Origin of the sequence: Rathayibacter tritici (assembly GCF_001641005.1) — a bacterium.
GTDB classification, from domain to species: Bacteria; Actinomycetota; Actinomycetes; order Actinomycetales; family Microbacteriaceae; genus Rathayibacter; species Rathayibacter tritici.
The window spans coordinates 2352259-2378713 of record NZ_CP015515.1; the positions used below are offsets into that span (position 1 = coordinate 2352259).

Genomic DNA, 26455 nt, shown 5'->3' on the forward strand with positions numbered 1-26455 from the left:
CGTCAGGCATGTAGCCGGGCTGATACGCCCTTCTGTCTGACAAACGCACTTACCGCACGGACGAACATTTTCTTGTCGATGCGCTGAGCAGTGGGCGCGACCGGCGCGTCGCTCGATGCCCTCCCGCGCCCTACAAATCGTGTTGCTCGCTTCGGAGCGTGAGGCATAGGCCGGTCGCAAGGTGCGGTGCCGGCGGGTCGCTTCCGCACGCTGAGCATCTGTCACGGCACCGATGAGCGGCTCACGCGGCGCCAACTCAACCTCAGCGTTGGCAGCTCATCCATCGCATCCGAGGAATGAGTCCTGAGGAAGCGCCACAGCAGATGGCGTCTCCTGAGCACGCCCAAAGAACTAACGGCAGTAGCTAAGTTGGACGCCACTTGCCATGATGGTCCCCAACTCAAACGTCGCCGAGAGAGATGAGACATCGATGTCACCGCTTGAACTCCACGAAGCCATCGGCCTGAGGCTATCCTCCAGCCGCAGTGGGTACGGCAACGCTCTGGCGTCGCTAGCAACCGCGCTCGGACCCGAAGACCTCGCCGCGAATGCCGCGTGGTTCGACCACGACACCAAAGGTGAGTCATCAGTCCACGTCAGGCTTATAACATCGACCGCAATATTAACGCTCGATCACGACTTTTCCTTTGACGGAGCGCCCGTTGCGCGAGTCATAGCGTGGACGAGCGTTCACGAGTTGAACGTCATCGCGCGCTCGTTCGACGATCCAACCGCCGTAAATCTCTGGCTCGAGGGACCCGTTGGTCGAATCGAGTTCGCAGGCGAAGCATCGCCAGCCAAGCTTGAGGCGTGCCTGCTCGCAGTTCGCAAATTTCTCCGATAGCTGGACTGGGGTCACCCTCATCGCAAAAGCGCGACACAACGCAGCGAAAGCCACGTCTTCGAAACGTGCATGGCTCGTGAGACCGCTCCGCTTAGGGCGGATGTCGACTAGTAGATGTCCACCCGCCCGTGCAATTCGATGAGGTTCAGAAGCTCATTTACCGTCTCGTGGCCGCTGAGCTCAGGGGTGGCCTGTAAAAGCTTCGTCAGCTCGTCCAGCGGATTAGCCGCAAGCCACTGGAAGCAGATCAGCATTCTAACGGCAGCATCGATTCTTCGCTCTATAACAGCGAGCTTCACAGCGCGCTCCAGTGACCCTTGAAGCAGCGGGTCAACTGCCATTATTGACCAAAGACTCTGCCCGAGTCCTCCGCGGCTCCAAGCACCGCCCTCGACGTCAAGCATCTCCACCTCATGCACGAGTGCAACCAGCTCGCCGGGCGACCACCGCAGCGCTTCTCTCACCCTGGACTTCACTGGTTCAGAAATCCAATTCGCAGGGGTCCAGAAAATGTCGGGGTGCGACGTGACGTGAGCGAGTGCAGTCAGTCCGGACGCGAGACTTTTACCGCGGAGTCCGGGCAGGAGTCGGCGTAATAGGATCATTGGCTCCGGATCATGTCGTCCGAGAGTCCAACAGGCGGCAACACCTCGCGCGCGAATCTCATCATCGGTGGAAACCAATTCAAGAAACGACGAGGATCTACTTACGTTTAGATATTGCTCAATCTCGTAGACGAAATTGTCAAAGTTATCTTGATTTAATGTCTGTGCGGTTTCAACTTCAGCAATTCGGTCATTTTGGACTTCGAAGGCAAAACTCTGCGACGAGCTTGTCACCATGGACCGCGCACGCTGGCTGAGATTGACCCAGCGAAGCATCTTATCCTCCGGATCCCACGTCATACCCACGATAGTGAGTGTGGACGAACGCCAGTATTCCCAGTCCGCCGGTGACGCAGGTATTACCCACCTTCCACGACGAAGGTAGCTCCGCCCGCCTTTGACTTGCACCCCAACGATTGCGCCGGTTAGCTGACCCTTTCGAGTTATGTCAACGTTCAGATCGCGCCCGTAGTCCGCGCGGCCATCAACCTCATCCACAACTAATCCATTCGCCTCGAGCAACGTCCGAATGGCGTTGATTCCTCCACGTTCAGAGACATGGCCGACTCGCAGCCTTTTGCCGACAGGTTCCGAAGTGGTCTCCATGCGTCGCACGCTACCGAAGCAACACGCTGGGAGCTACCTCGAGCCACGCTTCTGCGCGGGTGGCCAGCCGAGCTCGCCGTACTCCTCGCGTCAGCACCACTCCTGAGCCTGATGGCCGCCTACGTGAAGCCTTGGGGGGCGCAGATCGTCGAGCAGGACGAGGCCCCCGCCACCTGCCTCCAACTAAGCGGTCGCTGGCTCCCCAGACCCCGAAGACCCAAGCGCGCGCAACGAACCACCCGCGCAACCTGCCCCCTCGTGGGCACTAGGTTGGGTAGGTACCAGTCAGGCTACGAGGGTAGGGAACGATGGGGATCTCAGCGATTAGAGTGCGGCAGTGGTTGCCGGAGTGGGATGAGGTTCCGACGGACTCTTCGAAGTTTCAGTCGCCCCCACCGCGCGAGTTCTACCTCACCTCCATGCGCGCATCGCAGCTCAGAATGAGCTGCCCAACGTTTCCTGGACCAGTTGAATAGTTGTCTACGCGGCGAGGTTCTCGGTGATCCATGCCTGCTCGGCTTCGTTCGGGGTCCGATAGCCAAGCCCCGAGTGAAGTCGTTGTTGATTGTAACGCAGTTCGATGTACCGTGTCACGTCGCGGATCGCTTTCTCTCTTGTCGGATATTGAGTGCGATTGCAGCGCTCGTTCTTCAGTGTTCCGTTGAATGATTCGGCCCACGCGTTGTCCCAGCAGACTCCCGTCCGGCCCATCGATTGTCTGATGTCGAGCTTCTTCGCGAGTTTCCCGAAGTCGGCGGAGGTGTAAACGGAGCCGCGGTCGCTGTGGAAGATCGTTTTCGCGGCCCGGTTCGGCTGGTTCCTTGCCGCCATTTCGAGAGCTTCGCTGACGAGTTCGGTACGCATGTGGTCGGCGAGGGCGTACCCGACGACCTTCTTTGAATAGCAGTCGAGGACGGTCGCGAGGTAGACCCATCCTTCCCAGGTGCGGATATAGGTGATATCACCGACCCATTTGCAGCCGGGTCGGTTTGCGGTGAAGTCCCGCTTGACGAGGTCGGGGATGTCAGTCGGATCGCCTGGGGTCGTGGTCACCGGCCGCCAGGGCTTGGGCTGGCAGGGTTCCAGTCCTGCTGCGCGCATGAGCCGGCGGACGGTCTCGTGGGCGACTGGACGGCCCCACCGCGCCAGCTGCGCGGTGATGCGGCGGTAGCCGTAGGTGCCATCGGAGGCCTGAAAGGCTGTTCGGATGAGTTCGGTGATACCTATACGCCATTCAGCGGTTGCGGAGGTCTTGCGATCGCGCCATTCGTAATAGCTAGATCGATTGACGCCGACCGCCTGGCACAGTCCGCGGATTGATAGCGTGCGGCTGGGGTCGCGTTCTTCGCGGCGAATGAGTTCGAGCTTGGCGGCTAGCGGAACTTCTTCGCGAAGAACGCGGATGCTTTTCCCAAAAACAGGTTTTCCTCTTCGAGTTCGCGGACCCGCCGTTCGAGTTCCTTTATTCGCGCCCTGTCCTGAACGGTCAGTTCTTCTTCGCCGCCGGCACTGCTTCGGCGATGCGCAGCCACCCAATTAGTGAGGGTCTGCGGAACCAGTCCGAGCTCTCGAGCGACGTCCGCGACGGATCGCGACCTATCAATCACCTCGCGCACTGCCTCCGCGCGGAACTCCGGAGAATACTTCCCACGGGAACTGGACATCCCGGGCCTTCCTTTCGGTCATCGCGGTAATCCTACCAATTCCGCGGTGGTCCAGAAAGAATGGGGCACCTCAGAAGCCTCTCCGACGTCCACCAGCGCGATGCGTCGGGGGTGACTCCGCGCTCACAGGACACCTCCGTGCAGCGGTCACTCGAGGAGGACCGCACCTCTGAGATCCGACGCTACATTCACGTCGGTTACCCGCTTTCGAGCATGGGAAAACGGCAGTTGGACAGCGGTGAGCGCCGTTCACTTCGAAAGCCCGGGTGGTTGCCCACGGCGATAATTGCGAACGTGGTGCCGCCCGGGGACAAGCGGGGCTCGAGCCATCTTGCCACCGATGACGCCGTCTCGGTCGAAATTGACGGAGACAACAACGCAAGAATTGAACTTCCGAAGTCCTGGACACCAAGCAAGTGGCGCCCATTAGGCGCGCATCCGCTTGAGATTATCGACGGCCAACATCGCCTTTCCGCATTCGACGAAGACGGAAGCGACGACTTTGAAGTTCCAGTGGTGCTGTTTGTCGGCCTCGACTTCTCCTGGCAAGCGTACCTTTTCTGGACAGTGAACATAAAGCCGAAACGCATCAACGCATCTCTCGCGTACGATTTATATCCCCTCTTGCGGGAGCAGGACTGGCTAGAGGCCGGAGAATCACTCAACGTCTATCGCGAGACTCGTGCGCAGGAGCTTGTCGAGTCGCTCTGGGGCGATGCGCGGAGCGTTTGGTACGACCGTATTAATATGCTGGGGCAAACTGGCATGAAGGCGCAGCGGCCAGTTACCCAGGCCGCATTTGTCCGCTCGTTGACCACAACCTTCGTTCGCCCGTTCCGCGGCAACAAGGGATTTGGAGGACTATTTGGTGGCGCTGCAAATAATTCGGGGCTTAACTGGCCGCGCGGTCAGCAGAGTGCTTTTCTAATCTTTGCTTGGCAAGCACTGGCAGAGGCAGTTTTTAATGACCGACACATCGAATGGGCATTAGATCTCCGCCGTGCCGGCGAAGTCCTAGTTGAACCGGACGATCCCCGCAACGATCCCGCCTTCAGTGGTGAAACAAGCCTTCTTGCTTCGGACCAGGGCGTTCGCGGCTTCCATATGGTCCTAAACGATCTGGCATACCTGGGTCAGATCGAGCTGCAGCTTGCAGAGTGGCGTATCGATGAGGATATGAAAGTTTCCCCAGAGAGTCAACTAGACGAGGCCATGGAGACGCTGAGTTCGAACGAAATCGGCCGGTTCCTAACGGAACTGGGAGGCTTATGCAAAATACGATTGATCGAGATGGATTTGCGCGTGTCGGTCACGAATAACACCGGCTAATCCGCTTTGATTGAAGAGCAGCCTTTAACAGAAACTCTTCGCAAAGGAACCAGCCGGTGCGCACACAGTCTACTACGGGAATGACGGCCGAGCACTACGCGATCCTCGCCGAACGGATCGAGAACGAGTTCATGTGGCGTCGGCGGCGAGGACGTCCGCGCAGACTTTCCCTCGAGGGAGCATTGCGGGTCACTCTTCTCTATTATCGCCAGAATGTGACCGAGCAGTTGATCGCTGATGTGGTCGGTGTCAGTCAGTCGACCGTGTCGCGAACGATCGCGTCGGTTGAGGCGATGCTCAATGTCGTGATAGACGACGAGCAACCGGACGTCGAGGCCGCGCTCCGCGGGACAACGGCCGTCATCGACGGCACGCTCCTGCCGTGCTGGTCCTGGTCGGACGCGCCAGAGCTGTACTCCGGGAAACACATGACCACGGGGCACAACTGCCAGGTCCTCGCCGATCTCTCCGGTCGGTTGATCCACATTTCGGATCCGATCGCGGGCAAGCATCACGATGCCCACGCGTTTCGAGAAACCGGGTTGGCCGACACCGTTAACCTCTCGAACACGCTGGCCGACAAAGGCTATCAAGGCACCGGAATGGTCACACCAATAAAGAAGAGGCCAAGCGAAGAACATCTGCCAAATTACGCCAAACACCACAATCGCTTCGTGAACACCCACCGCTACGTGATCGAGAGAACAATTGCTAGCATCAAGACCTGGCGGATATTCCACACCGACTACCGGCGGCCACTGCGCACCTTCCGAGATGCCTTCAACGCCGTCCGCGGACTCATCTTTTTCACTCGGCAAAAAACCAATTTTGCATAAGCCTCTGGGTGAGGAGCTAACGAGTTTTGATTGGAGAAACTCTCGAGCCAAATCCCTGACTAAAGCCGAAAGAGAAAGTAAGCAGGCACTGCGGGGTACCGGCGGGTACAACGTGCTTCGAGAACGAATGTTCGATCACCTCGCCGCCTCAGGCCACACGTTCATTGCGAATCTCGCTCAGAAAGCACTGGATTATCGAGATGCCTGATACGCACCAGGTGGACAGTCAAACCCAGACCTCAGGCGCAGGCACGTCGACTGACCTCCCGAAGCCGCAGCCATGGGAGAGCTGGACCGGGACCGAGCTAAACGCGATTGACAACGTCGTGAAGAACGCTCGTCCTGACGAAGTCACCAATGCGTTCGCGAGGCTTATGCCGAACTTTCCTCGTTCAACGTGGCTCGAAGATGGTCATCTTCTTGGGAATGGCACAAAGGTCGTGAAGAAGCCACCTTATGCCGAGGACGTATCAACTGCGATCGCAGAATACGCCGCCGCGTCGGTCCCACTACACGCGTCAGATGCGTGGACCTATTTCGGGCGCGCCATGCATGCTATAGCGTCCGGCAGCATCGAGGTCGCTCAGCACTTGCTCTATTACAGTGAACTTCGCGCAATGCACGCGCTTCTTTTTCGTCACGGTGTGGTTCTGCTTAGAGCGTTATTCATAAGGTCTGATTCGGGCGTGTCGTTCCGAGGCATCGGCTTCCCATTCGGGAGAATAGAAGTTCCAAAGCTCGCTATTTTCGGAACGGGAAGCCGATGCGGTACGACTCTACTACAGGCCTGGATGCGGAGCAATTGACGGAGCTGATCTGTCGGATATGGCAGATTGTCACGGGGAGGGGTGAGGTTTCGGGACGCCCGGTGCTGCTGAACATTCGCGAGCAGGTCGTTATGACCCTGATCTTATTGCGGCAGAACGTGAACCAAGCGACTATCGCGGATATGTTCGGTGTGTCGCAGCCCACGATTTCTCGCGCATATCGGCGGATCGTCCCGCTGATCGAGCAGGCCTGCTGTTTGTCGGGGGTGTGTTTAAAGACGGCTATCCAGGGCCGAGTGGTCCTGGTCGACGGCACCGATGTTCCCACCGGGAACCGCGCCGTGACGGGGAGAGCGAACTACTCCGGGAAGCGACACCGTCAAGGGCTGAACGTGCAAGTTGCCTCGGACGTGAACGGTAACTTGCTTTGCGTGTCCGATCCGACCCCCGGCGCTCGGCACGACCGAGCGACCATCAGCCTGTGTGGATGGGAACCGATTCTCGATAATGCCGAGTGGATAGCGGACCCAGCGTACGTCGGAACCACCGCAGTCACTCCCCGGAAAAAATTTCACCACGGACAACATGATGACAACACACGTACAGCCAACCGATACATCTCCTCCATCCGTTCGGCGGTCGAAAGATGCATCGCGCACTGGAAGAACTGGAAAATCCTCAAGACCGGCTATCGCGGACGTCTTACAGAACTTCCCAACCTCATTCGCACCGTCACCCGCCTCGAACTTTACCGACTCGGCTGGTAAATGCTTATGAATAACGCTCTTAATAAGCAGAACCTTAGTCTTACGACGTCCGGTGCAAAGTCCATACCGTTTCCGAACTCGGCCAGTTCGGTCGCGGGCAACGCGCACCAAGCGATCTGGGTGCTGTTCAGGCACTGGACAAAGACAGACACGGCAACGCGCTTCTACGCGGAATCATTGCAGCTCCGTGGAGAGCCGTTAGGCAAGTGGGTGGCCGAAAGGCCGATGCCTTCCTCGCTGAAGTCTACAATTGCCCCGATCATGGAGCAGTGGGGAATGGACGTCGCTCGCTTCTCCCACGACCGGGAGCTCCGAAACCAACTTAGCTACAATCCGACGCGGTTGAAACTGACCACCACTGGAGTCACTCCGGCTTTCGTCAGCGATCTCTATCAGCAGGTCTGGATGCTCCTCGAACCTGTCCCATCCAACGCTTTCGAAAACCTTGACCAGTACATAATGCGAGACGCCTTCGAACGGTTCTCCGCTCGGGATCCGAAGGATAAGAAGATTCGAGTTCCGCTCGAGTATGACTCGATGAACCAGTATTGGGTCGATAAGGTCCTCGGAGCAGGCGCGGGTAATTCCGTTGCGGACTTCCTTGATGATCCGGCTCAATGGCCAAGTCCAGCCATACTCCAGAGCGCCTCGCTTGACCTTACTTCTGAGAACCTTGCGCGTCAGCTGACGGGGATGGTGGGACGCGCCGTAATCCTTCTACGGATGGCGACTGGTGCGACAAGGGATCTCATGATTGGAGCTGGGTGCTCGACGGACAGCGTCCACTTTTGGCTGAACGACATGCTGACATTGCACGGCATTCGGGTGCCTGCGGGCACACCGAGGAGTTTCATCGATCTCTACGACGGAATTAGTGCTCTAATCGACGAGCTTGGCCTGATCGACGACGAAGATGATCCAGCGGAGATGGCTGTGGTTGCCGAAGAACTCGCCGAACAACTACACATTCTCTCCGGCTTTGAACGAGTTGCCGCGTGGGCTGTAGCATAGTCCCCTTGTGGTGATCATTTGAAGTATATGGGCTCAAAATCCGGCATGCTCGCTGGCGATCTGGGAGAGTTACTCGACGAAATGAGCCCCCGGTCGGGCAGATTCGTTGACCTCTTCGCAGGGTCGGGTTCGGTATCGCGGTATGTTGCGACGCGTTCTGCTGTTCCGGTGGTCGCTGTTGACTTGATGCATTTCAGTAGAGCTTTGGCGGGTGCCACGATTGAGCGAACACAGGCATTAGACGCAAGTCGCTTGTTCGCGCGCTGGAAATTGAGAGCCGATCTGTTCTTATCTGAACACGCGGAACTTGCGCGGGTTGCCTCGTCCTTCAGTCAGCCGGACGAGGCTGACTCGGTGGAACAGGGTCGCCTTCTTTGTCGAATGCCACTCGATGGAGCTTTCATCTGGTCCGACTACGGAGGATACTATTTCTCGCCACTGCAGGCCCTCCACTTATCGGCACTCTATATAGCCATGCCAGTTCGCGCGCCGCACCGGACAGTAGCCCTTGCAGCACTGCTTCGAACGGCATCGCGTGCCTCAGCGTCGCCTGGACACACTGCGCAACCTTTCCGGCCAACTGAACGTTTGCTGCCACATATCCGCTCGTCGTGGCGGATCGACATTATGTCTGAAGTGCAACGTCAGCTTGACGCCATCGCGCCTATCTCCGCGTTGGTTAGGGGCAAAGCAACGACCGGTGACAGCGTCGATTTTGCGGATAACTACGCTCGTCCTGGCGACCTCGTCTTTTGCGACCCCCCATACTCCGACGCACAGTACGGGCGTTTTTATCACGTACTTGAGGGTATTGCGCGCGGCGGGTGGGAGGGCGTTTTCGGCGCCGGACGAGCACCGGTCAACAGTGATCGCCCATCATCCGATTTCAGTAGAAGAACACAGGCGGTGAATGCAACCGGGAAGCTGCTCACGGCCCTTGCGGCCAACCAAACGACTGTCCTGTGGACGTACCCAGAAGGCGTGCGCAGCAATGGCCTCACTGTTACCGATATCCGAATGTTGGCTGAGCCGATTTTCAAGGTTACTGAACTTCGAATTCCGATGCGCCATTCAACACTTGGTGGCTCGGAAGTGAATCATAAGGATCGACATGGTCGACGTGATTTGCACGAGGTTCTCTTCAGGCTGGAGTCGAGGGCCTAAGGCGGCTACTTGCGCGTTCCACGGCCGAGCAACGCTAGCTTCGCTATAATTTTGGGGAAGGTGCTCAGTGGGTTGGTTCCGATCTGCAATGGGCGACTGCGGCAAGCGGAAGCGTCGAGGACACAGTGCACAACCTCGACGACACCACCGGGACGAAGAGCTTGTACGGAAGGATCCGCTTCCTCCGAGGGGCTAGGCGAAGTAGCCGCTAGGGTCTTCGGCCAGACCAGCCGCCCGCGCGCTGCCCGCCCCGGCTTCAGCCAGGGCGGGCAGCGCTCTTCTGCGTTGGATCACCGACGAGCGAGAGCGGGCCGGCCGGTGCCTCGCTGCGGGTAGGCTCGCGACAATTCAGAGGAGACGCGTACATGGGTTGGCTCCGCTCACTCTTCGGCACCGGCGACAAGCCCGAGTACATGGGCCCTGCTTCCCACGCGCCCGACAATACGGTGTCGGCACCCTCTCCCTTACCCGCAGTCCCTCCTCTCATTCGCCTGACGACCACCTCAACCACGGGGTGCAAAACGACGGCCGAGATCGATCTGTCGGCTGCGTCCGAGAAGATGCTCCCTCGATCGAGGACATGAAGCGGGAAATCGCTGCGGCCGACCGCCAGCGGCGGGAGGTTGCCTAGGTTTATCGGGTTCAGGGAGAACACGTCACGGAGCGGATCGACGAAATTCAGGCACTTCGGCGTGCAGACCAGTACGACGGGGCGAGCGAATGAACGAGAGCGAGGGGCGCGGCCGGGCGTGCCGAGAGCGTGGAATATGAACGCTTCCCGTCGTCCCTGTACCCGGAACGAGGGACGATCTGCGGCAAGAGGGCACGGTCGCGGGGCTCGACACGATGTCAGTGGTTGCTAGTAGATCTTAACGGAGACGCTGAACTGACTCGGAAGGAACCCCTCTTATGCCACTCACTGAACAGCACATTGAGACCGGCCGCATACTAGACGATGCGTTCGCAGACGGACTTACTTACTACCGCCTCGACGAAAGCCATTCGTCCTACGTGCCGTGGTACTCGCGTTGCCTCAGCGCGTTCGCCCTTACTCTTGGATCAAATCCAATTACGTATGCAGGAGTCGGGCACACTACCGAAGAGCCGGACCATCCCTGCTTAGTTGTCTTCACTCGACGTAGCGTTCACCTTATCGAGACGTCGGCGGCCGTAGAAGGAAAAACTGCGACGGTGGTTACTGCTCCCATTGATTCGCTGGTCACGCACAGCCTCACGGTCACTGCTGGAATCACCGCAGAACGACGCGCTGCACGCAGTTGGCCGGGCGAACTTGTCGCAAGCTTCAAGTTCGACGGGCTTCCTGAGTTCACGATTAATGACCCTGGATCAAATCCCTACGATCTCACAGAACCTCCGAAAATCATGAAGTTTATTCAGGCCCTCTGAGGGTCTCCCGAAGCCGCGCATCCGGGCTTGAGCTTGTGTGCCAGTCCGATTCAATGTAGCGGTATGTCGAAATTAGACTCGACGAGAAGCTAAGTAAATCACCGCGCTGTATACTTACGCGGCGGCCGGATTGATCCAAGCCCCCCCCCCCCCCCCCCCCCCCCCCCCGGCGTTGCTGTTCATCGTTCCGTTTCGCGTGGCAGCGCGAGCTCCCTCGCGGACATCTCCTTAAAGGCGGTGGCTATACAATGGATTATCGGAAGACTCGCTCGTTCCGGCTTTGTGTTGTCCGTGGATCGACTTCAGAGCTTAAGCCCATAGCATCAATTGCCATCTCTGCCGATGGCGGCATCATGGTAGCGCCCGTCGCGGTCAGCGAGGCGGGTTGGTGGTACGGGAAGGTCCGGCACGCCGAATCAAGTGGTCATCGAGATTTCCGACACACAGAGGAGCGACCTAAGCTTCACTACCATCGTTCGGGGTGGGTCGCTGCTTCGTTGTCGGGGCGAGAACTAGAGCGCAAGTGGATGCACTTTCCACGCGTGGACACGAAGGGACGCTCTCAACTGCTGTCGATAGTAGTCGCGCGGCCTTGGGCTCTCGCTTCGAGCAGGGGCCCCTTGCGTAAGGGCGACCTTCTTGTGATTGAGAAAAGGTGGCCACAATCGATGGCATTCAGCTTCTCACTCATCACGACGTCTCCTGATCAACAGATTGAGCTACATCCCGATCTGCCGAATATGGGGCTCGTTCCTGGTGACGACAGTCAGTTCCTGATCGACATGTCGATGTTCAGGCCTAAGACCGCGCTGCTCGGTAGAGTGAAGATTTCGCACGAACCGACATACGAGATGCCTGGCATAGCTGTGGCAGCGGTTTCTTGGAGTCCTGCGATACGTCCTGAAGATACTCCGGCGTATGCGCTCTTTTCAGATACGATGCGAAGCCCTGCTGTATTCAGGGATGTAAATCTACCGGGAAAACGGGAGATGCGGGTGCTAAACGAGTCGGGCGAGATCTTGTTGGCTCCCATGGCGGAGCACTTCAGGCGGATAGGACCGGTGTTGAGATGATCCACCAGATTGTTGAAATCGCCCGTCAGGTCGTAGAGGATCTCCTTGCGGCGCCGAGGATCCAAAACCCCGCAAGTATGCGCACCCCGAAAAGGTCCAGACCTGAACGAGTCGCCAACTCGTCGGTTGCTCGTTCAACCGCGCTGCCCGCCCCAGCTTCGGCCGGGGCGGGCAGCGTCGTTCTGCGGTCAATCTGCCACTCACGCAAGAGAGCCGGCGGGTGCTTTGCCGCGGGTAGGCTCGCGACAGTTCAAGGGAGAAGCGCGCATGGGTCGGTTCCGCTCACTCTTCGGCGGCGGCGACAAGCCCGAGAACATGGGCCGGGCTCCCTCCGAGCCGGACTCCGCGGTGCCGACAGCCTCTTCCCCACCCGCAGCCCCACCAACGATCCGCGTGACAACTACGTCGACCACTGGGCGTGAGACGACAGTCGGGGTCGATCTGTCGGCTGCGTCCGAGGAGCCACTCCTCTCGATCGAGGAAATGGAGCGGGAGGTCGCTGCGGCCGAGCGCCACCGGCGGAGGGTAGCCTAAGCCTCGAAGGTTCGGGGAAGCAATTCTCGACGTACGTAGACGAAATCCAGGCCCTTCGACGTGCGGAGCAGCACGAGGAGACGCTCGGGCTGCTGTTCGAGTGCATACCTCAAGAGCAGGACGCAACGCTACGCGAACAGCCAAAGTCCCTACCTGGGGAATCCGTCCGCGGCTCGAAACCTCGTGCCCGTTGGCGTTGGCCCACTCCCGAATCGCCTTGAGACGCTGGGGGTCGCTCCTTTTCGCCGCCGAAGAGGAGCTCGACTGCTGGGCGACCCCACCCCGAACCTTCCGAGCGCCGTCGATGTAGGGCGCGAGCGCCTTCTCGAACTTCTTCGAGTTCTCAGCCGAAAGGTCGATTTCGTAATTGGCTCCGTCGAACGAGAAGCGAACGGTGCCACCATTCTCGTCGAGTGCGGTACCGTCGAGGTCATCAACGAGGGTGACTTTTTGCGCCATGAGTTCCTCCAGTAGAACCGTATATCTTCACCTGAACAATACGGGCTTCGCCGGTCAAAGTTCAAACTCGCCGCGGTGACGCCTTGCTTGTCCCCTCAAAGACGAACCTTCCGTCTGTGGAACAGCGGAATCGCCCTCCTGGTTTCAAAAGATCCGATTCGTGATGGGCGCCAGGGCTGCCCTGTTACTCACCGTCTCCGGGCGCAGAGCAAGTTCTGCGGCGCAAAAGACCAGCCACTAGCGCCGGCTGACCTGCGTCCGTTCCTCGCCCACCGGCGGACACTTCAGCTTGGCTCCGCTGATCCCCTGGCAGCCGTGTCTCAGCGCACACGTCCGCTTTACCCTCAGGCATGGCGTACGTACCGATCGTTCCCGATGGCATGCACCTCGGAACCTCCCGGCTTGTCGATGGTGCTGTCGTCGGGCATCTATTCGACGACGAGACCAACGAGCTGAAGGGGCACGCTGCGTGGCATTCGGTCGACGATTCTGACGCCGCGGACTCAGGCAGAGGATGGTCGGGTACGCGGGCAATGGCTCTGTGCCCGTCTCCCCAACGTTGTTTGCCAGCGGTCGCCAAGCACGTCCCATCGAAACCCTTCTAAGTTTGCACCGCCGGAGCCACTGGCAGCGCCCGCTGAGGATTGGCCCTAACGCTGCGCACAGATAGGCGTCACTCTGTGCCTCTTCAGTTCAAGAGAGCGCCGATCCTTCCATCCGCCACGCGCCGCATCCGTTACGTCGTGCGGTCGACGTCGTGAACTCCCGCCATTGATCTTTCAGCGAAAAGCCCCACAGGTCGGAGAAGTGCACCCGAAAGGACCGCAATAAGGCCCACCACCAACCAGCCCACAGGACCCGCTGTGAGCACGAAAGCTGTCATTAAGATCGGACCAACGGTATCTTGTGCGGTTGCACCAAGAGCGAAAACGCTTTGGTACTCGCCCTGAGCCCGCTCAGGAGCGAGAGCGAAAGCCATCCCCCACCCCGAAGCCGACGCCCACAACTCACCAAGAGTCAACGCTGCAACCCCTACCACTAGCGCGACTGACGCCGGAGCACTTCCCAGGCCCTCAGACACCGCGAACGCACAGCATGCGGCAAGTAGGGCGACCCCCGCCAGACTCGCAGACCTCGCTGCACCAGAAATCGTCTCGGAACCCCGGCTAAGACGGACCTGCAACAGGACGCAAAGGACAGTATTCGTCACTGCCAGCAGACCAATGATGCCGCGAGGAGCACTGGTTGCAGTGAAAATCCAAAGTGGAAGCCCTACCGCAAATATACTCGCATGAATGCTCAGCACGCCCTGAAGCCCGGTGACGGCCAGGAACGGTAGATCCTTTAACGCTCCTCCAAACCGTCGCTTCTCAAATACCGCCGGTGCCGAACCCCCTCGAATCAGCATCGTGAGCGTGCCGACCGTGGCGAGCGCTACCGCATTCCCACCTACCAGAATCACGTAAACAGGGGCACTGTCGACTTGAATTACGATACCCGCCACCAACGCACCAATAGACGCACCGATGTTGAAAAGAACCGCCAAAAACGCTCTCGTACTAACACGAGACGCCTCGGGAACGATTTGTCCTACCATTGCCTGACGCGCACCCTGGCTTCCGCGTTCCGTGATTGCTAGCAATGCCACCACAACCAGGAACACAATGAACGAGTGGACAAACATGTACGCCAGGTAGAGAGCGGCACTAACAAATGCACAACCAGCGACCACCTGTTTAGCTCCAAGGCGGTCTGCAGCAAGCCCTACTGGAACACTTGCGAAGAAGCCAACTAAGCCCGCAAGCGACAGCCCTACGCCGACCTGCGTTGCGGCAAGCCCCGAGTATCGAGTGAAGAAGACCGCGGAACCGGTTATAAAGATGCCTAGGCCGATTGCATGAACGAACGTACTAACAGATAATAGCCTGACCGATCCGGACGACTTAGCTACGAGAGCCCAAGAGCCTCGGAGACGCAGAAAAATGTTTGCCATCATCCCCCCGACACTGCAGTAGAGAGGCTGACTCGACTGCCGCTCACCAGCCTAGTATCCATTCCTTCTAACGAACGGTAGTCAACGCCATCGACAAAAACCGCGACAAATCGCTGGACGGCGCCCGTCGCAGTAATCAAGTAACTAGATGCATCGGGGAAATCCGCGCACAGCAATTGAAAAAGCTCGCGCAAGTCAGACGCGGAACACCGTAGCTCCTCAGGTAGGCCAGCAATAGTTGACAATGCGCCATTCACGCGAACAGCCACCAAGATATTATTATGCGCCATGATGAACTCCTCCAGTCCCTAATCAACCTTGATCCGACCCCGCATTGACCAGGGGCAGGCCGAGACGGTGCCAGGAGTTAATTCCCCCAACGAGGCTGCTTCCCTCGACCCCAAGGGCGCGGAGCAACTTTTCAGCTTGCAGCGACCGTTTCCCCGTCAAGCAATAGAGCACCACCTTAGAGGGAAGACCGTCAGCGGTAGCTTCTCGTTCACGAATTACCGTGAGCGGAACATTGACCGCACCTTCTATGTGACCCTCGTTCCACTCACTCGTCTCCCGCACATCCCAAAGCTCAAAGTCCTCCAAGCCGAGTTCCCGATCCATAAGACGACGACTCAACGCAAAGCCATCCAACGCGTCCGTCGCGTTAGCCCTACCGCCCGGCGCAACTTTACAATATGCTCCCGCTCCCCCCACGAAACCCGCAGTGCGACTGGCTCCGCAGCCCTCACAGTCTGCTCGCTTATCGAATAGATTCACCTCAGTCTCAGCCGTCAAAGCGTTGTACGTCAGTACACGCCCGCTAAGCCCCTTGCCCACCCCCAGAATTAGCTTCATTGCCTCCGCACACATAACAGACCCCACAATCCCGCAGACAGCACCAAAAACCCCGCCTTCGGAACAGCTCGGGGCTAACTCAAGCGGGGGCGCCTCTGGATAAAGACACCTGTAACAGGGACCGTACGCGTTATCGAAGACGCTCACCTGACCTGAGAATTGGAAAACCGAACCCCAAATACTAGGTATGCCCAAGGCAACGCAGGCATCACTAATCAGAAAGCGAGTTTCGAAATTGTCAGATCCGTCAATGACAACATCGTAATCTTCGAAAAGCCTTAACGCGTTCTCGGCGTTTAGCCATTCATCATGCCGAATCACACTCACGTGAGGGTTGAGTCTCAAAAGCGCCTCGGCGGCAGAGGCCACCTTCTTCTTCCCGATGTTTTCCGTCCCGTGGACCGTCTGCCGCTGGAGGTTAGATAGAGAAACCGAGTCTCCATCTAGTATGCCAATCCGGCCGACACCTGCGGCAGCCAGGTACTGAAGCACGGGTGACCCCAGTCCGCCCGCACCGACCACGAGAACCCGCGCCATCTTTAACTTGTTCTGTCCAGTCAAGCCAACGCCCGGAATCAGGACGTGCCGCGAATAGCGAGCTGCCTCATCCGCTGACAGTGGATTAGTAATAATATCACCAGTCATACTTTCCCTACCCTCCCTCTTTACCATGAGTCAGCCATGTCACGGTCTCGCCCCAGCGCAATAACTCCCCGCCAACTATTAGGAGGAATGCGCCTCCGCAGCACATCAGCTACAGAGGCTTATGCAAAATACGATTGATCGAGATGGATTTGCGCGTGTCGGTCACGAATAACACCGGCTAATCCGCTTTGATTGAAGAGCAGCCTTTAACAGAAACTCTTCGCAAAGGAACCAGCCGGTGCGCACACAGTCTACTACGGGAATGACGGCCGAGCACTACGCGATCCTCGCCGAACGGATCGAGAACGAGTTCATGTGGCGTCGGCGGCGAGGACGTCCGCGCAGACTTTCCCTCGAGGGAGCATTGCGGGTCACTCTTCTCTATTATCGCCAGAATGTGACCGAGCAGTTGATCGCTGATGTGGTCGGTGTCAGTCAGTCGACCGTGTCGCGAACGATCGCGTCGGTTGAGGCGATGCTCAATGTCGTGATAGACGACGAGCAACCGGACGTCGAGGCCGCGCTCCGCGGGACAACGGCCGTCATCGACGGCACGCTCCTGCCGTGCTGGTCCTGGTCGGACGCGCCAGAGCTGTACTCCGGGAAACACATGACCACGGGGCACAACTGCCAGGTCCTCGCCGATCTCTCCGGTCGGTTGATCCACATTTCGGATCCGATCGCGGGCAAGCATCACGATGCCCACGCGTTTCGAGAAACCGGGTTGGCCGACACCGTTAACCTCTCGAACACGCTGGCCGACAAAGGCTATCAAGGCACCGGAATGGTCACACCAATAAAGAAGAGGCCAAGCGAAGAACATCTGCCAAATTACGCCAAACACCACAATCGCTTCGTGAACACCCACCGCTACGTGATCGAGAGAACAATTGCTAGCATCAAGACCTGGCGGATATTCCACACCGACTACCGGCGGCCACTGCGCACCTTCCGAGATGCCTTCAACGCCGTCCGCGGACTCATCTTTTTCACTCGGCAAAAAACCAATTTTGCATAAGCCTCACAGAATCAAAATCTAGCGCTTGAATAGACTGCTCGTATCGTTGCAGCCAGGCAATCGGCAGCCTCAATGCCTGGAGGCCGGCAAGCACAGACGCGTATCCGCTCGCCGAGGAGCAGGAGATCTGCATCGCTCCAACCGCATAGCTCTTCGCCAGTTCAAATCCGTCGTAGTCCTCGAGTAAGCCCGAAAACTCCTCCATTGCGGCGGACAATGCGTGCGCACCTTGGCCCCGTCGGACGTCCATTTCGAGCCCAAAAGTCGAGTAGCCGAGGCTCGGATCAAGGAAAGCTCTAGGGGCATATGCCAACCTCTCAGTTTCTCGCAACCGCCGTGTCAACCGACTCAGCGGAAACCCGCCAAAAGCTAAAGCGCCGATTTGAACAGCCGCGTAATCGCGGTGTCCTCGGCCGACTGTCGCGCAACCAACTCGGACCATATCCTGGACAAGTGACTCGTCGCTCTCATGAATGATTCCACTTTCGGGCTGATGCACACTATATGGAGCGAGCCCGTACGGCGGAGAAGCCCGCAGCAGTCGCTTGAGGCCCTCAATATCCGCGGCCGATAAGGAACCAACCACTGCGAGCATAACATTTTCGTCAACCAATGCGGCCGAAAGCTCCTCTACAAGGCGCTTTCCCGACAGCGTTCGGACATCGCTATCGCTGCTCCTCCCAGCATGGACTGAGTCAAGGAATCGCGCGCGTACAGAAGTCATCGGACTGACTTCCGCCTTCTCGTGGATCGCCGCGACCCGATCACGGGCAGATAACGCCTCATCAATATCTGCGATTCTGACGCGGAGTGCACTCAGGCTCGCACCGACGACCTCCCTCAGATCATCGGGCAGGCACGACAATCCGACTACGACGCGGTCTGGGCGATGCTCAACGACCGCCGTGGCCCGCCCCGCGAGAGCGACCTTTAGTCGTTGCTCGACAAGCATCGCGAGCACAGCATGAATATGTGGTGCACGCAAAGACGCCGTGAAACGCGGCGCAACCACTACGCGGACGTGCGTTAGATCGCCCCTCCGATTGAGAATCAGGAGGCGCGCAGTACCCGCGCCGTCACCGATGAGCGCCTCCGTACGCGACGTCAGCTCCTCAACGTCCATCGCCATGATCCCTCAGACCTCTGCTTGCCAGCCATACTCGTGATCCTCTTGCAAGAAGCCGCGCAGTCTGTGCCACGGCCTCGTATGGCGTCTTCATGAGCAACTTGCTCATTTCCCACTGGTGATTTGCATTGCCAAACAGCGCGCTGCCGACAGCGGTCCACGACGCGACACTCAGAAGGTTGTCGAGATCCACGAGAAGGGCCATCTGCGCTTCACGCTGGGCGGCCTGCACTGAGTGCCGGAACCCAGGGTCGTCCGGGAGCGAATTCAAGGCCGCCTGTACCTCGCGCACGAGGACTTCAGGCGACGACCCGGTTGCACACTCGAGGTCTACCGCAACAAGTCCTGGCCCAACCTGATCGAACGGACTTCCATTCCTACCAGTACGCCATCGTCCTCTCCCCAGGATCCGCGCATCGTCTGCAAGGAGGTGCGTAAAGCTGTCGAGAACTTCAGTAAGCAAGACCGCGCTGACGTACGCCGGCAGGCCTTCAAGCGGCCCGGGCACCTCGAAGCCGATCGCCACCCGATCTGCATTGGCGACGGAGTCGTAGCGCGATCCCGTGCGCGACACTAGCGGCGGTTCTGCCTCAGCATGAACCGGTCGACTGACGTCTCGATCGCCAAACTCAATTGGCATTATCGAGGCGAGATCAACAGAATCTACATCTCCTACAATCGTGAGAGTCGCAGAGCTGGCGTCGTAGGCGCTCCGAAGGAAGTTCTCTATCACCGGGCGCTCAATGGCACTGATCGAGCGCACATCGCCATAGCCATTATGCGAGTTCGTGAAGGTCTGATACATCAGCTCCGGCAGCTTGAACATAATTAGACCACCATGAGGGCGCTGAGTGACATTACGATCAATCTCTGCGGCGATGATAGCGACCTCAGCCTCAATACGCCGGGAGGAAACGTCATGTAAGGAGGCTTATGCAAAATACGATTGATCGAGATGGATTTGCGCGTGTCGGTCACGAATAACACCGGCTAATCCGCTTTGATTGAAGAGCAGCCTTTAACAGAAACTCTTCGCAAAGGAACCAGCCGGTGCGCACACAGTCTACTACGGGAATGACGGCCGAGCACTACGCGATCCTCGCCGAACGGATCGAGAACGAGTTCATGTGGCGTCGGCGGCGAGGACGTCCGCGCAGACTTTCCCTCGAGGGAGCATTGCGGGTCACTCTTCTCTATTATCGCCAGAATGTGACCGAGCAGTTGATCGCTGATGTGGTCGGTGTCAGTCAGTCGACCGTGTCGCGAACGATCGCGTCGGTTGAGGCGATGCTCAATGTCGTGATAGACGACGAGCAACCGGACGTCGAGGCCGCGCTCCGCGGGACAACGGCCGTCATCGACGGCACGCTCCTGCCGTGCTGGTCCTGGTCGGACGCGCCAGAGCTGTACTCCGGGAAACACATGACCACGGGGCACAACTGCCAGGTCCTCGCCGATCTCTCCGGTCGGTTGATCCACATTTCGGATCCGATCGCGGGCAAGCATCACGATGCCCACGCGTTTCGAGAAACCGGGTTGGCCGACACCGTTAACCTCTCGAACACGCTGGCCGACAAAGGCTATCAAGGCACCGGAATGGTCACACCAATAAAGAAGAGGCCAAGCGAAGAACATCTGCCAAATTACGCCAAACACCACAATCGCTTCGTGAACACCCACCGCTACGTGATCGAGAGAACAATTGCTAGCATCAAGACCTGGCGGATATTCCACACCGACTACCGGCGGCCACTGCGCACCTTCCGAGATGCCTTCAACGCCGTCCGCGGACTCATCTTTTTCACTCGGCAAAAAACCAATTTTGCATAAGCCTCAAGGTGACGCGGTCAAGCTCCCTTTCTATAGCTAACCCAAGTCCCCTGCGCGGCAGTATGTGAGTGAACTGGGTATAGTCGAGCGAAGTGCGCGCGTTAGCTCGCCCTCCCATCGCAAACACGGCATTTGTCGAATTCTCGCCAAGCGAGACTGGGCTGCCAAGCAGGTGCTCAGCTAAATGCGCAATGCCCGAGAGCGGCTCGTTCCTGCACCCTACCGGGATATGCAGACATGTCGCAATTGCGGGAGTTCCCTCGATCCTCCGCAGAATTACGCGAAGTCCGCCCGGACCGACGAAGCTTTCCGCCTCTGCGACGGTACTCACGACGCCTCTCTAAGGCGCGAATAAAGGGCCATATCGCGCCACGCACCATCACGCCACTGCGCGCGACGAAGAATCCCTTCCTGGCTGAAGCCAGCGGACGTCAGCGCCTTCCTCTCATGCACGTTGTGCTCATCGGTGTACGCTTGAATTCTTTCAACGCGGGTATGACGAAATAGATAGTCGACTAACAGTTGGTGTGCAGCCGTTCCGATTCCTGAGCCCCTGTGGCCCTCGTCTATTCCGACTGCGATGGTCCAACAGGTCGACGATGAGCGCCCCCATCTACTCGAAAACCATTCAACTCTTCCGACCTGTTCGTTTCCAAGTCGAACTGCCAGCATACCCCCCTGATCACCAAGCAATCCGTCCGACATGAAGCGGGCGCGGACCTGCGATAAATCCGTGAACCCGAACCACTGAAACTCCCCTGTGCCGGCCGGAGAAAGGACGGCTTTCTCGAATCGCACCAGCGCAGAGTCATCCATCGGTATCAGCTCTATTTTCATAGAATTTCTCGTACTCCCTAAAATGTCTGTCACCACGGCCGAGCCTCTCGCCAGAAGCTCGGGACGCGCCAACCACGTAAGTCTCTATATTTCATTAACCACATTTCAGCGAAATCTACAAGAGAGCGCATATCGACCAGCGTTCCCTGAGTACGTCCCACTGGGCGAGTTTGAGCGCAACCAGCTGCCGATCGGTGATCCGCCAGGAAGGACGCGCCTATGGGATCAAAGTCTCCCTCCCAAACAACGACTTCATCATACAATCTCCACGTTGTCGGCTCCTCGACGCTCGTGCGGGGCAGCGGGACTAACCATCCGCCGGCCATTCTGCCCGCGTATGCCGCCCTATACTCGGCGAGGTGAAGGCTTGTGCACGTCTCCCATGACGTGCCGATCATCAGGATATTCGCCCGCAGATCGTAGAGGCGTCCGAGGGGGCTCCTTTCTCCCATACGCAGCGCAAAGGGGTGCGCATCAACGAGACCCGCTGCGGCTCCTTTAGCGGCGAAGGACGTATGCGGGTGGCGCGATCGTGCGACGCCGGACCGCCGGCGGAATAGTTCCGGCACGACGCCAAGACGCCGCCCGCAGGGCGTGCTCCAAGGATTGAAACTGATCGACGCGGCACACTCCTCGATGCTCCGTCCTTCGAGCCGCGTTGCGGGCCAAGTTGAGGGATGGTTTAGCTGCGGACTGAACGCCGGCACGACCAACGCCGACTGCCTCGTTCTATCCTCGAGCATCGACAACAGAGCATTTGCTCCTCCCTCCACCAACCCCATCGCAGTAAGTGAGGTATGAATTATCAATGGTCGCAAAGGATCGATATCAAACTGATCCATCTGCGCCTCAAGCTGATTAAGGCTTATAAGGCTCACGCCGCGCAGCCGCCGTTCTCGATGCTCGCGAGGACCCATTCGTACCACGCCGATAGATTCTGCGGGCGTAGGAGTGGGTGCGCCTCATCACGGAAAATCACGAGTTCTGCATATCCGCCCGCCGCACGATGATGTCGATGAAGTGTCAAACTTTCCTGTACTGGCACCAGGTCATCGTTCAACCCGTGCGACAAGAGGATCGGTATCGAGGCTGGAACCTCGTGCGCGTAGACGCTTGATGATTCGTAGATGGGCAGCGAGTTTTGTGTGGATCCGAACTCACGCGCCCATTGCCAAGAGACGTCGCTCGCGTCGGCAACTCTTGCTAAATCCAGAGGTGCTGCATGCGCAACGACCATAGAGGCCCCGAGCTCCCTTGCCGTCGCGAGTGCTAAATAGCCTCCAAAGCTGCCACCCATCAAAATCAGCTTACGGTCCCCTAAGGCAAGCTCTCTTCGTAGCGCTGCAACATCCCGGGCGGCACGACCCGCCACACCGTCGCGCCAATTCCGCCAACCAGCCTGCACCGCAGCATCTCCGTAGCCGAGGGACATCGGAGGGTCACATAGCGCCACGACGTACCCAGCGGCAACAAACGGCCACGGGTTCCAGCGCCACGACCAATTTGACCACGTCTTCATTGGACCGCCGTGGAACAGGACAATGAGCCCCTTCGGTGAACCGCTCGGAGAACAAACCCACATTCCCGTCTCTACCGAGCCCGTCCCTGAGCCCTCTGCATGGATACGAAAGTGGAACTGACCGCCGGTAAGTATCGTTTGTCCAAGATCGACACTCGGGATCGCGTCGCCCCTTGCCCAGGCTTCAACGGTCCCCACTTGAAGTGTCGGTGGAAGGTTCGGTGACGATACGATTGCAGCCAGCGTTTCACCGCCAATTGCGGCATCCAAGATGGAATGTGCCGCCGGAATCTCGAAATCGTGCGCGGCTGGTCCCCTTACAAACAACCGTCGAGCTCCGCGCAGGTCGCCTATCGTGAGAAACTTTCCGCTGCTTGGTTGCGCTACAGGAGCATCCCATTCCGGACCACGAGTGACCAACTCAAAGCCAGCAAGGTCTGTAGTGACGACAGCTAGGCCTTGCCACGGAATGTCCGACGTCTTTACCGGGCGACGGGTGGCCAAACAGCCGATGAGCGTGCTGGCACGATTGCCGCATGGGAGGCTTAGGTCATATTCTCGGAGGTAAACGTGTCCTATCCCGCCATCAGCCCGATGGACGGTCAGTCCGAAATTCTTGGTACCATCCTCGTTCGACCTAACAGACCCGAGAACGAGACATCCTCCCGCGAAGGACGCCTCACCCGTCATGATTTCGTCGCCGATATCGACCCGAGAGTGACTCCACGATCCTACCCGCAGGAGCCAAACCGCCAGCCGTCCGTCGGCTCGCCGTGCAGAACCGATCGATGCGTCCCGTTCAAAATGGATGGCCGAGGTCAGATCGAAAGGACTTCCTTTCCCGCCGCGAAAAGGCTCCCGCACAATTGCCCAAACGCGTTCATCGCCGTCTGTGATAAGCCCCTGCACTCGGCCTGGGAGCGTTACTACTTCTCGGCGCACTCCCTTCGCTGAGCGCACAAAGAGCACGGAACTGCCGTTTCGATTACGTGCATAGAGAACATCACCGACACTGAGAGGCGTCGCATAGTCGGCCTCAACCGACGCGCCGATCGACCAGACCAAATTGTCTCTCGTGACAGAAACCACGGACGATGTGAAGCGATCCGTTCCTGGAATGTCTACACGAACTAACACCCGCTCGTCTTCGGCCGAAATCACAGAAGAAAGCCGAACTGCGTCGCCCGCACTCCTCACTACCTCGCTCGGCCGGTGTTGCACATTCACTTTTGCCTCCAAGAACTAGATGTCGCGATTCGACAGAGGACCCTAGGATTCATCGCGGAGGCGTGCCGCAAAGCTTCGGAAACCTCGAGGAAGCCTCGATCGTACGCCTCCACTTCGAATGCGCGCTCGGAGTCGCAGCCCCATATCTTCCACAGCCAGTCCTGAATATCAGCGCGTGACACAGCTGTCCCATCGTCCAGCCCTCTGCACAAGCTGATCAACTGGCAGACCTCAGCAACGTCAAGCCCGCGGACTATCTCCTCAGGCACGTCCATGAATGTGAGGTTACCGGGAGGAAGCCGAAACGTTCGCGCAAGAATACGTTGCGCATGCGACCATCCTCTGCTGGACGGCGACTCCTCTGTAAGACGCCATCCGGCAAGACTAACCTCGATGTCGGAAACTATTTCGCCCGCTCCACTGACTGCCGTTACGTAATCCAGGTACCTCCCGCCAAAATCGGGAAGTGCGATTTGTAAGGTCCGGAGAACCTGATCCGCGGTGAAGTCAGTTCCTTGCCAGCGCGCGAAATTTAGCCTCGTGCGCGTGTCAAATGCCGACGCGTAAGGCCGGGATAATCTATTCGGCTCTTTCTTGGCAAGAGTTTGGAGATACTCCATCCCACGCGCTGCATCCATACGCTTCACGTCAAATTGATCAACGTAGTCCAGCACAGATTCAAGTGCCTTGGAAAGAGAAGATTCTTCCACTGCAGCCCGGAGCGCTCGATCAGTTCTTTCGGTGAAGTGAATGTCGCGCGCAACTTCGCGCACAAATATTTCTTCCGCCGACGTCAACTCTCCGCGTTGCGAAAGGTCAGATGCCGCGGTGTCAATCGAGACCAGCGCTCGGGTCAGTGCTTTGGCCGGGTCGGAGGCAGAATGCACGAGGCTCACCTCCGAATCATCCACAAAATGGCCGCTCCGGTAGCCGTTGAATACTCTGCCGACGCCAATCATTCCGAACTCGTGCAACTCCGCCGCGCGAAGCGCACCAATGCTGCCCGCACCGATCACGCGCACCCCTGCATCAATCGCTGAAAGGATTTCTTTATGTCGGAGGGGCGCGGTCTGCTGGTAGAGCCCGTCGACAACGAGTACTGAATCTCCTTCTCGAAGGTCCTCTGCGTAGAAGTCCCCCAACTTGACGGGTGGGCGGAACTCCACGCCTGCAGGACGGAAATTCCTCGGCATGGATGGACCTATATAAACTATTTTCCGCATTGGAAAATCCGCTCCTCAGTTGGGCATGGCCACGGAAGCAGCGGGCAGCAGCCCAGGCGCAATCGTTTGAACCACCTTTATGGAATCAGCCTTGTTCGAGAGGAGTACCTCCAGCACTGGCATGCTCGTCTCCGCACTAATCCGCGCCACAATCTCGCTCACTGACAATTCTGATCGAAGCTCGACTGGGCTCTCACTGAGGACTGGAAAGCGTTCGAAGTCCAAGGGTCTCGACGCGCGTCGGTACGAGTAGTCCCTTGCACGGATATCATCACGCAACCCACTGATCACGGACGTTCGCGACTGGAACGCTTCCAATACCGCCTTCTCAACCGCTTCGAATACGTCACACGCTGCTGCAGAACCGGCGAAGATTTGAGGCATATCAGGCGCTGTCAAGTAGGTCGCTGCTACCCAGTAGCCCGCAATCCCTTCCTTACAAAGCGTCACAACCGAGAGACCATCATCCTTCACCCGCCTGATCAGGTCCGCCACAGCGGATCCGTAGCGGTCGGCGTCAAATCGGAAAGGGCTTTTACCCAACTCGAGCCAACTTGCCAGCGCGTGCCTCTCGATCAACTCTGATAAAGCGTGTCGTCGCGCGGCCTCGACATCAAACCCAGCAGCCACGCCATTACTAGATGTCACAAATGCCGCCTGGTGACGCGCTCTCCGAACTACTCCCCTCAGCCCGCAGGCAAGAAAAGGAACGTACGTCCACTCGCCAGTTGCAAGGTCTCTTGCCTTCGTCCAATCGAGAGGAGTGTGAGCGGTGACGAGGGCCATCATGCGGCGCGGTAGGTCTTCGACGTCATAAGCAAGCGAGAGATCTCGCGCCGGTTCATCCCTCAGCGCGACCCTGCTGAACTGTTCAGCCGCGTCCGCCTCGACTGACTCCATAACCGCCGATATCCAGGCGGTCGTTTCCGAGAATCCTTTGCCTGCGCTAACAGAAAGCGTGGTAGCACGCGGCCTGACGGCAGAGTAGACCGGCACCCCTGAGACGTCGAGTCCGGTTAGCCTCGCCACACGGGATATGCCATACCTTGGCAGGAGCGGAAGAAGGGCGGCTTTGGTTGCCTCATTTTTGTTCTGGGAGGCAACCAAAGCCTCATACATGCT

25 protein-coding genes and 1 pseudogene are annotated in these 26455 nt (G+C 58.2%); 12 read left to right on the top strand and 14 right to left on the bottom strand.

The window, feature by feature from the left end:
• Positions 1-385: 385 nt before the first annotated feature.
• Entirely contained in the window at positions 386-844 is a 459-nt protein-coding gene (locus A6122_RS16580; RefSeq protein ID WP_157593799.1) for a hypothetical protein, read from the top strand.
• Between the two features lie 107 nt (positions 845-951).
• On the opposite strand, the gene A6122_RS15840 is transcribed toward A6122_RS16580, so the two are convergent.
• Positions 952-2055, bottom strand: coding sequence for a DUF4365 domain-containing protein (locus tag A6122_RS15840; protein ID WP_157593800.1), 1104 nt, complete (start codon positions 2053-2055; stop codon positions 952-954).
• A 480-nt stretch (positions 2056-2535) separates the two neighbouring features.
• Positions 2536-3719, bottom strand: a protein-coding gene (locus tag A6122_RS10705; RefSeq protein ID WP_157593801.1) for an IS3 family transposase whose coding sequence is annotated in 2 segments (ribosomal slippage) — positions 2536-3467 and positions 3467-3719 — 1185 coding nt in all. Because the reading frame shifts where the segments join, the coding sequence is not laid out codon by codon here.
• A 138-nt stretch (positions 3720-3857) separates the two neighbouring features.
• On the opposite strand from A6122_RS10705, the gene A6122_RS15845 reads away from it, so the two are divergent.
• The 9 genes and pseudogenes from A6122_RS15845 (at position 3858) to A6122_RS16595 (ending at position 12073) form a co-directional block, all read left to right on the top strand.
• Positions 3858-5048 carry a DGQHR domain-containing protein gene (locus A6122_RS15845; protein WP_167542372.1) on the top strand — a complete coding sequence of 397 codons (1191 nt, stop codon included), beginning with the start codon at positions 3858-3860 and terminating at the stop codon, positions 5046-5048.
• An 80-nt stretch (positions 5049-5128) separates the two neighbouring features.
• A complete protein-coding gene (locus A6122_RS10715; protein WP_084415693.1) occupies positions 5129-5884 on the top strand; it encodes a transposase family protein in 756 nt (251 codons plus the stop codon).
• Between the two features lie 200 nt (positions 5885-6084).
• Positions 6085-6690 carry a hypothetical protein gene (locus tag A6122_RS16585; protein WP_157593802.1) on the top strand — a complete coding sequence of 202 codons (606 nt, stop codon included), beginning with the start codon at positions 6085-6087 and terminating at the stop codon, positions 6688-6690.
• Complete coding sequence (locus A6122_RS15850; protein WP_084415932.1) at positions 6648-7418, top strand: transposase family protein; 771 nt, start codon at positions 6648-6650, stop codon at positions 7416-7418. Before A6122_RS16585 ends, A6122_RS15850 begins: the two co-directional genes overlap by 43 nt.
• A gap of 261 nt (positions 7419-7679) precedes the next feature.
• Positions 7680-8429 (top strand): hypothetical protein, encoded by a 750-nt coding sequence (locus A6122_RS10720; protein ID WP_157593803.1) that lies wholly within the window; start codon positions 7680-7682, stop codon positions 8427-8429.
• 27 nt (positions 8430-8456) lie between these two features.
• Positions 8457-8657: pseudogene (locus A6122_RS17710) on the top strand (DNA adenine methylase); the annotation flags it as partial.
• 399 nt (positions 8658-9056) lie between these two features.
• Positions 9057-9593 carry a DNA adenine methylase gene (locus A6122_RS17315; RefSeq protein WP_237358171.1) on the top strand — a complete coding sequence of 179 codons (537 nt, stop codon included), beginning with the start codon at positions 9057-9059 and terminating at the stop codon, positions 9591-9593.
• A gap of 909 nt (positions 9594-10502) precedes the next feature.
• The gene (locus tag A6122_RS16590) at positions 10503-11000 is read left to right on the top strand and encodes a hypothetical protein (protein WP_157593804.1); all 498 of its coding nucleotides are present in this window, start codon (positions 10503-10505) and stop codon (positions 10998-11000) included.
• A gap of 668 nt (positions 11001-11668) precedes the next feature.
• Complete coding sequence (locus A6122_RS16595; protein ID WP_157593805.1) at positions 11669-12073, top strand: hypothetical protein; 405 nt, start codon at positions 11669-11671, stop codon at positions 12071-12073.
• Positions 12074-12355: 282 nt separating this feature from the next.
• On the opposite strand, the gene A6122_RS17575 is transcribed toward A6122_RS16595, so the two are convergent.
• The 4 genes from A6122_RS17575 to moeB all read right to left on the bottom strand — a co-directional run bounded on the left by A6122_RS17575 (position 12356) and on the right by moeB (position 16580).
• Positions 12356-13066, bottom strand: a complete 711-nt coding sequence (locus tag A6122_RS17575; protein ID WP_084415975.1) for a histone-like nucleoid-structuring protein Lsr2 — start codon at positions 13064-13066, stop codon at positions 12356-12358.
• A gap of 736 nt (positions 13067-13802) precedes the next feature.
• Positions 13803-15062, bottom strand: a complete 1260-nt coding sequence (locus A6122_RS10725) for an MFS transporter (RefSeq protein WP_084415976.1) — start codon at positions 15060-15062, stop codon at positions 13803-13805.
• The gene (locus A6122_RS17715) at positions 15059-15349 is read right to left on the bottom strand and encodes a MoaD/ThiS family protein (protein ID WP_084415977.1); all 291 of its coding nucleotides are present in this window, start codon (positions 15347-15349) and stop codon (positions 15059-15061) included. Before A6122_RS17715 ends, A6122_RS10725 begins: the two co-directional genes overlap by 4 nt.
• A gap of 22 nt (positions 15350-15371) precedes the next feature.
• Positions 15372-16580: a molybdopterin-synthase adenylyltransferase MoeB gene (gene moeB / locus A6122_RS10730; RefSeq protein ID WP_084415978.1), complete on the bottom strand. Its 1209-nt coding sequence runs from the start codon at positions 16578-16580 to the stop codon at positions 15372-15374.
• 235 nt (positions 16581-16815) lie between these two features.
• Between moeB and A6122_RS10735 the strand changes: the two genes are divergently transcribed.
• Complete coding sequence (locus tag A6122_RS10735) at positions 16816-17571, top strand: transposase family protein (protein WP_084415693.1); 756 nt, start codon at positions 16816-16818, stop codon at positions 17569-17571.
• Here A6122_RS10735 and A6122_RS15870 read toward each other — a convergent pair.
• Positions 17543-18700 (bottom strand): M16 family metallopeptidase, encoded by a 1158-nt coding sequence (locus A6122_RS15870; RefSeq protein ID WP_084415979.1) that lies wholly within the window; start codon positions 18698-18700, stop codon positions 17543-17545. The genes A6122_RS10735 and A6122_RS15870 overlap by 29 nt on opposite strands.
• Positions 18684-19523, bottom strand: a complete 840-nt coding sequence (locus tag A6122_RS16600; protein ID WP_157593806.1) for a peptidase M16 family protein — start codon at positions 19521-19523, stop codon at positions 18684-18686. The genes A6122_RS15870 and A6122_RS16600 overlap by 17 nt, the downstream gene beginning before the upstream one ends.
• A gap of 248 nt (positions 19524-19771) precedes the next feature.
• Here A6122_RS16600 and A6122_RS10740 point away from each other — a divergent pair, with 248 nt between their 5' ends.
• Complete coding sequence (locus tag A6122_RS10740) at positions 19772-20527, top strand: transposase family protein (protein WP_084415693.1); 756 nt, start codon at positions 19772-19774, stop codon at positions 20525-20527.
• On the opposite strand, the gene A6122_RS17720 is transcribed toward A6122_RS10740, so the two are convergent.
• From A6122_RS17720 to A6122_RS15895, 6 genes are all read right to left on the bottom strand, one after another.
• Positions 20499-20858: an insulinase family protein gene (locus A6122_RS17720; RefSeq protein ID WP_084415980.1), complete on the bottom strand. Its 360-nt coding sequence runs from the start codon at positions 20856-20858 to the stop codon at positions 20499-20501. The genes A6122_RS10740 and A6122_RS17720 overlap by 29 nt on opposite strands.
• Positions 20855-21400 carry a GNAT family N-acetyltransferase gene (locus A6122_RS10745; RefSeq protein ID WP_208855021.1) on the bottom strand — a complete coding sequence of 182 codons (546 nt, stop codon included), beginning with the start codon at positions 21398-21400 and terminating at the stop codon, positions 20855-20857. Before A6122_RS10745 ends, A6122_RS17720 begins: the two co-directional genes overlap by 4 nt.
• Positions 21394-22281 (bottom strand): AAC(3) family N-acetyltransferase, encoded by an 888-nt coding sequence (locus A6122_RS17725; protein ID WP_084415981.1) that lies wholly within the window; start codon positions 22279-22281, stop codon positions 21394-21396. Before A6122_RS17725 ends, A6122_RS10745 begins: the two co-directional genes overlap by 7 nt.
• Complete coding sequence (locus tag A6122_RS15885) at positions 22239-24044, bottom strand: alpha/beta hydrolase family protein (RefSeq protein WP_157593807.1); 1806 nt, start codon at positions 24042-24044, stop codon at positions 22239-22241. Before A6122_RS15885 ends, A6122_RS17725 begins: the two co-directional genes overlap by 43 nt.
• Positions 24045-24106: 62 nt before the next feature.
• Positions 24107-25303 (bottom strand): TfuA-like protein, encoded by a 1197-nt coding sequence (locus A6122_RS15890; RefSeq protein ID WP_167542375.1) that lies wholly within the window; start codon positions 25301-25303, stop codon positions 24107-24109.
• A 45-nt stretch (positions 25304-25348) separates the two neighbouring features.
• A complete protein-coding gene (locus tag A6122_RS15895) occupies positions 25349-26452 on the bottom strand; it encodes a YcaO-like family protein (protein ID WP_084415984.1) in 1104 nt (367 codons plus the stop codon).
• Between the last annotated feature and the right edge of the window lie 3 nt (positions 26453-26455).

Bases quoted from the DNA above. Each gene is read 5' to 3' on its own strand.
- A6122_RS15895 (WP_084415984.1), bottom strand. From the start codon at position 26,452: ATGTATGAGGCTTTGGTTGCCTCCCAGAACAAAAATGAGGCAACCAAA.
- A6122_RS15890 (WP_167542375.1), bottom strand. From the start codon at position 25,303: ATGCCGAGGAATTTCCGTCCTGCAGGCGTGGAGTTCCGCCCACCCGTC.
- A6122_RS10740 (WP_084415693.1), top strand. From the start codon at position 19,772: ATGACGGCCGAGCACTACGCGATCCTCGCCGAACGGATCGAGAACGAG.
- A6122_RS16585 (WP_157593802.1), top strand. From the start codon at position 6,085: ATGCCTGATACGCACCAGGTGGACAGTCAAACCCAGACCTCAGGCGCA.
- A6122_RS17725 (WP_084415981.1), bottom strand. From the start codon at position 22,281: ATGGGTCCTCGCGAGCATCGAGAACGGCGGCTGCGCGGCGTGAGCCTT.
- A6122_RS17315 (WP_237358171.1), top strand. From the start codon at position 9,057: ATGTCTGAAGTGCAACGTCAGCTTGACGCCATCGCGCCTATCTCCGCG.
- A6122_RS17715 (WP_084415977.1), bottom strand. From the start codon at position 15,349: ATGGCGCATAATAATATCTTGGTGGCTGTTCGCGTGAATGGCGCATTG.
- moeB (WP_084415978.1), bottom strand. From the start codon at position 16,580: ATGGTAAAGAGGGAGGGTAGGGAAAGTATGACTGGTGATATTATTACT.
- A6122_RS16600 (WP_157593806.1), bottom strand. From the start codon at position 19,523: ATGTTCAAGCTGCCGGAGCTGATGTATCAGACCTTCACGAACTCGCAT.
- A6122_RS10735 (WP_084415693.1), top strand. From the start codon at position 16,816: ATGACGGCCGAGCACTACGCGATCCTCGCCGAACGGATCGAGAACGAG.
- A6122_RS10725 (WP_084415976.1), bottom strand. From the start codon at position 15,062: ATGATGGCAAACATTTTTCTGCGTCTCCGAGGCTCTTGGGCTCTCGTA.
- A6122_RS10720 (WP_157593803.1), top strand. From the start codon at position 7,680: ATGGAGCAGTGGGGAATGGACGTCGCTCGCTTCTCCCACGACCGGGAG.
- A6122_RS15850 (WP_084415932.1), top strand. From the start codon at position 6,648: ATGCGGTACGACTCTACTACAGGCCTGGATGCGGAGCAATTGACGGAG.
- A6122_RS16580 (WP_157593799.1), top strand. From the start codon at position 386: ATGATGGTCCCCAACTCAAACGTCGCCGAGAGAGATGAGACATCGATG.
- A6122_RS17575 (WP_084415975.1), bottom strand. From the start codon at position 13,066: ATGGCGCAAAAAGTCACCCTCGTTGATGACCTCGACGGTACCGCACTC.
- A6122_RS16595 (WP_157593805.1), top strand. From the start codon at position 11,669: ATGGCATTCAGCTTCTCACTCATCACGACGTCTCCTGATCAACAGATT.
- A6122_RS10715 (WP_084415693.1), top strand. From the start codon at position 5,129: ATGACGGCCGAGCACTACGCGATCCTCGCCGAACGGATCGAGAACGAG.
- A6122_RS16590 (WP_157593804.1), top strand. From the start codon at position 10,503: ATGCCACTCACTGAACAGCACATTGAGACCGGCCGCATACTAGACGAT.
- A6122_RS15870 (WP_084415979.1), bottom strand. From the start codon at position 18,700: ATGGCGATGGACGTTGAGGAGCTGACGTCGCGTACGGAGGCGCTCATC.
- A6122_RS15840 (WP_157593800.1), bottom strand. From the start codon at position 2,055: ATGGAGACCACTTCGGAACCTGTCGGCAAAAGGCTGCGAGTCGGCCAT.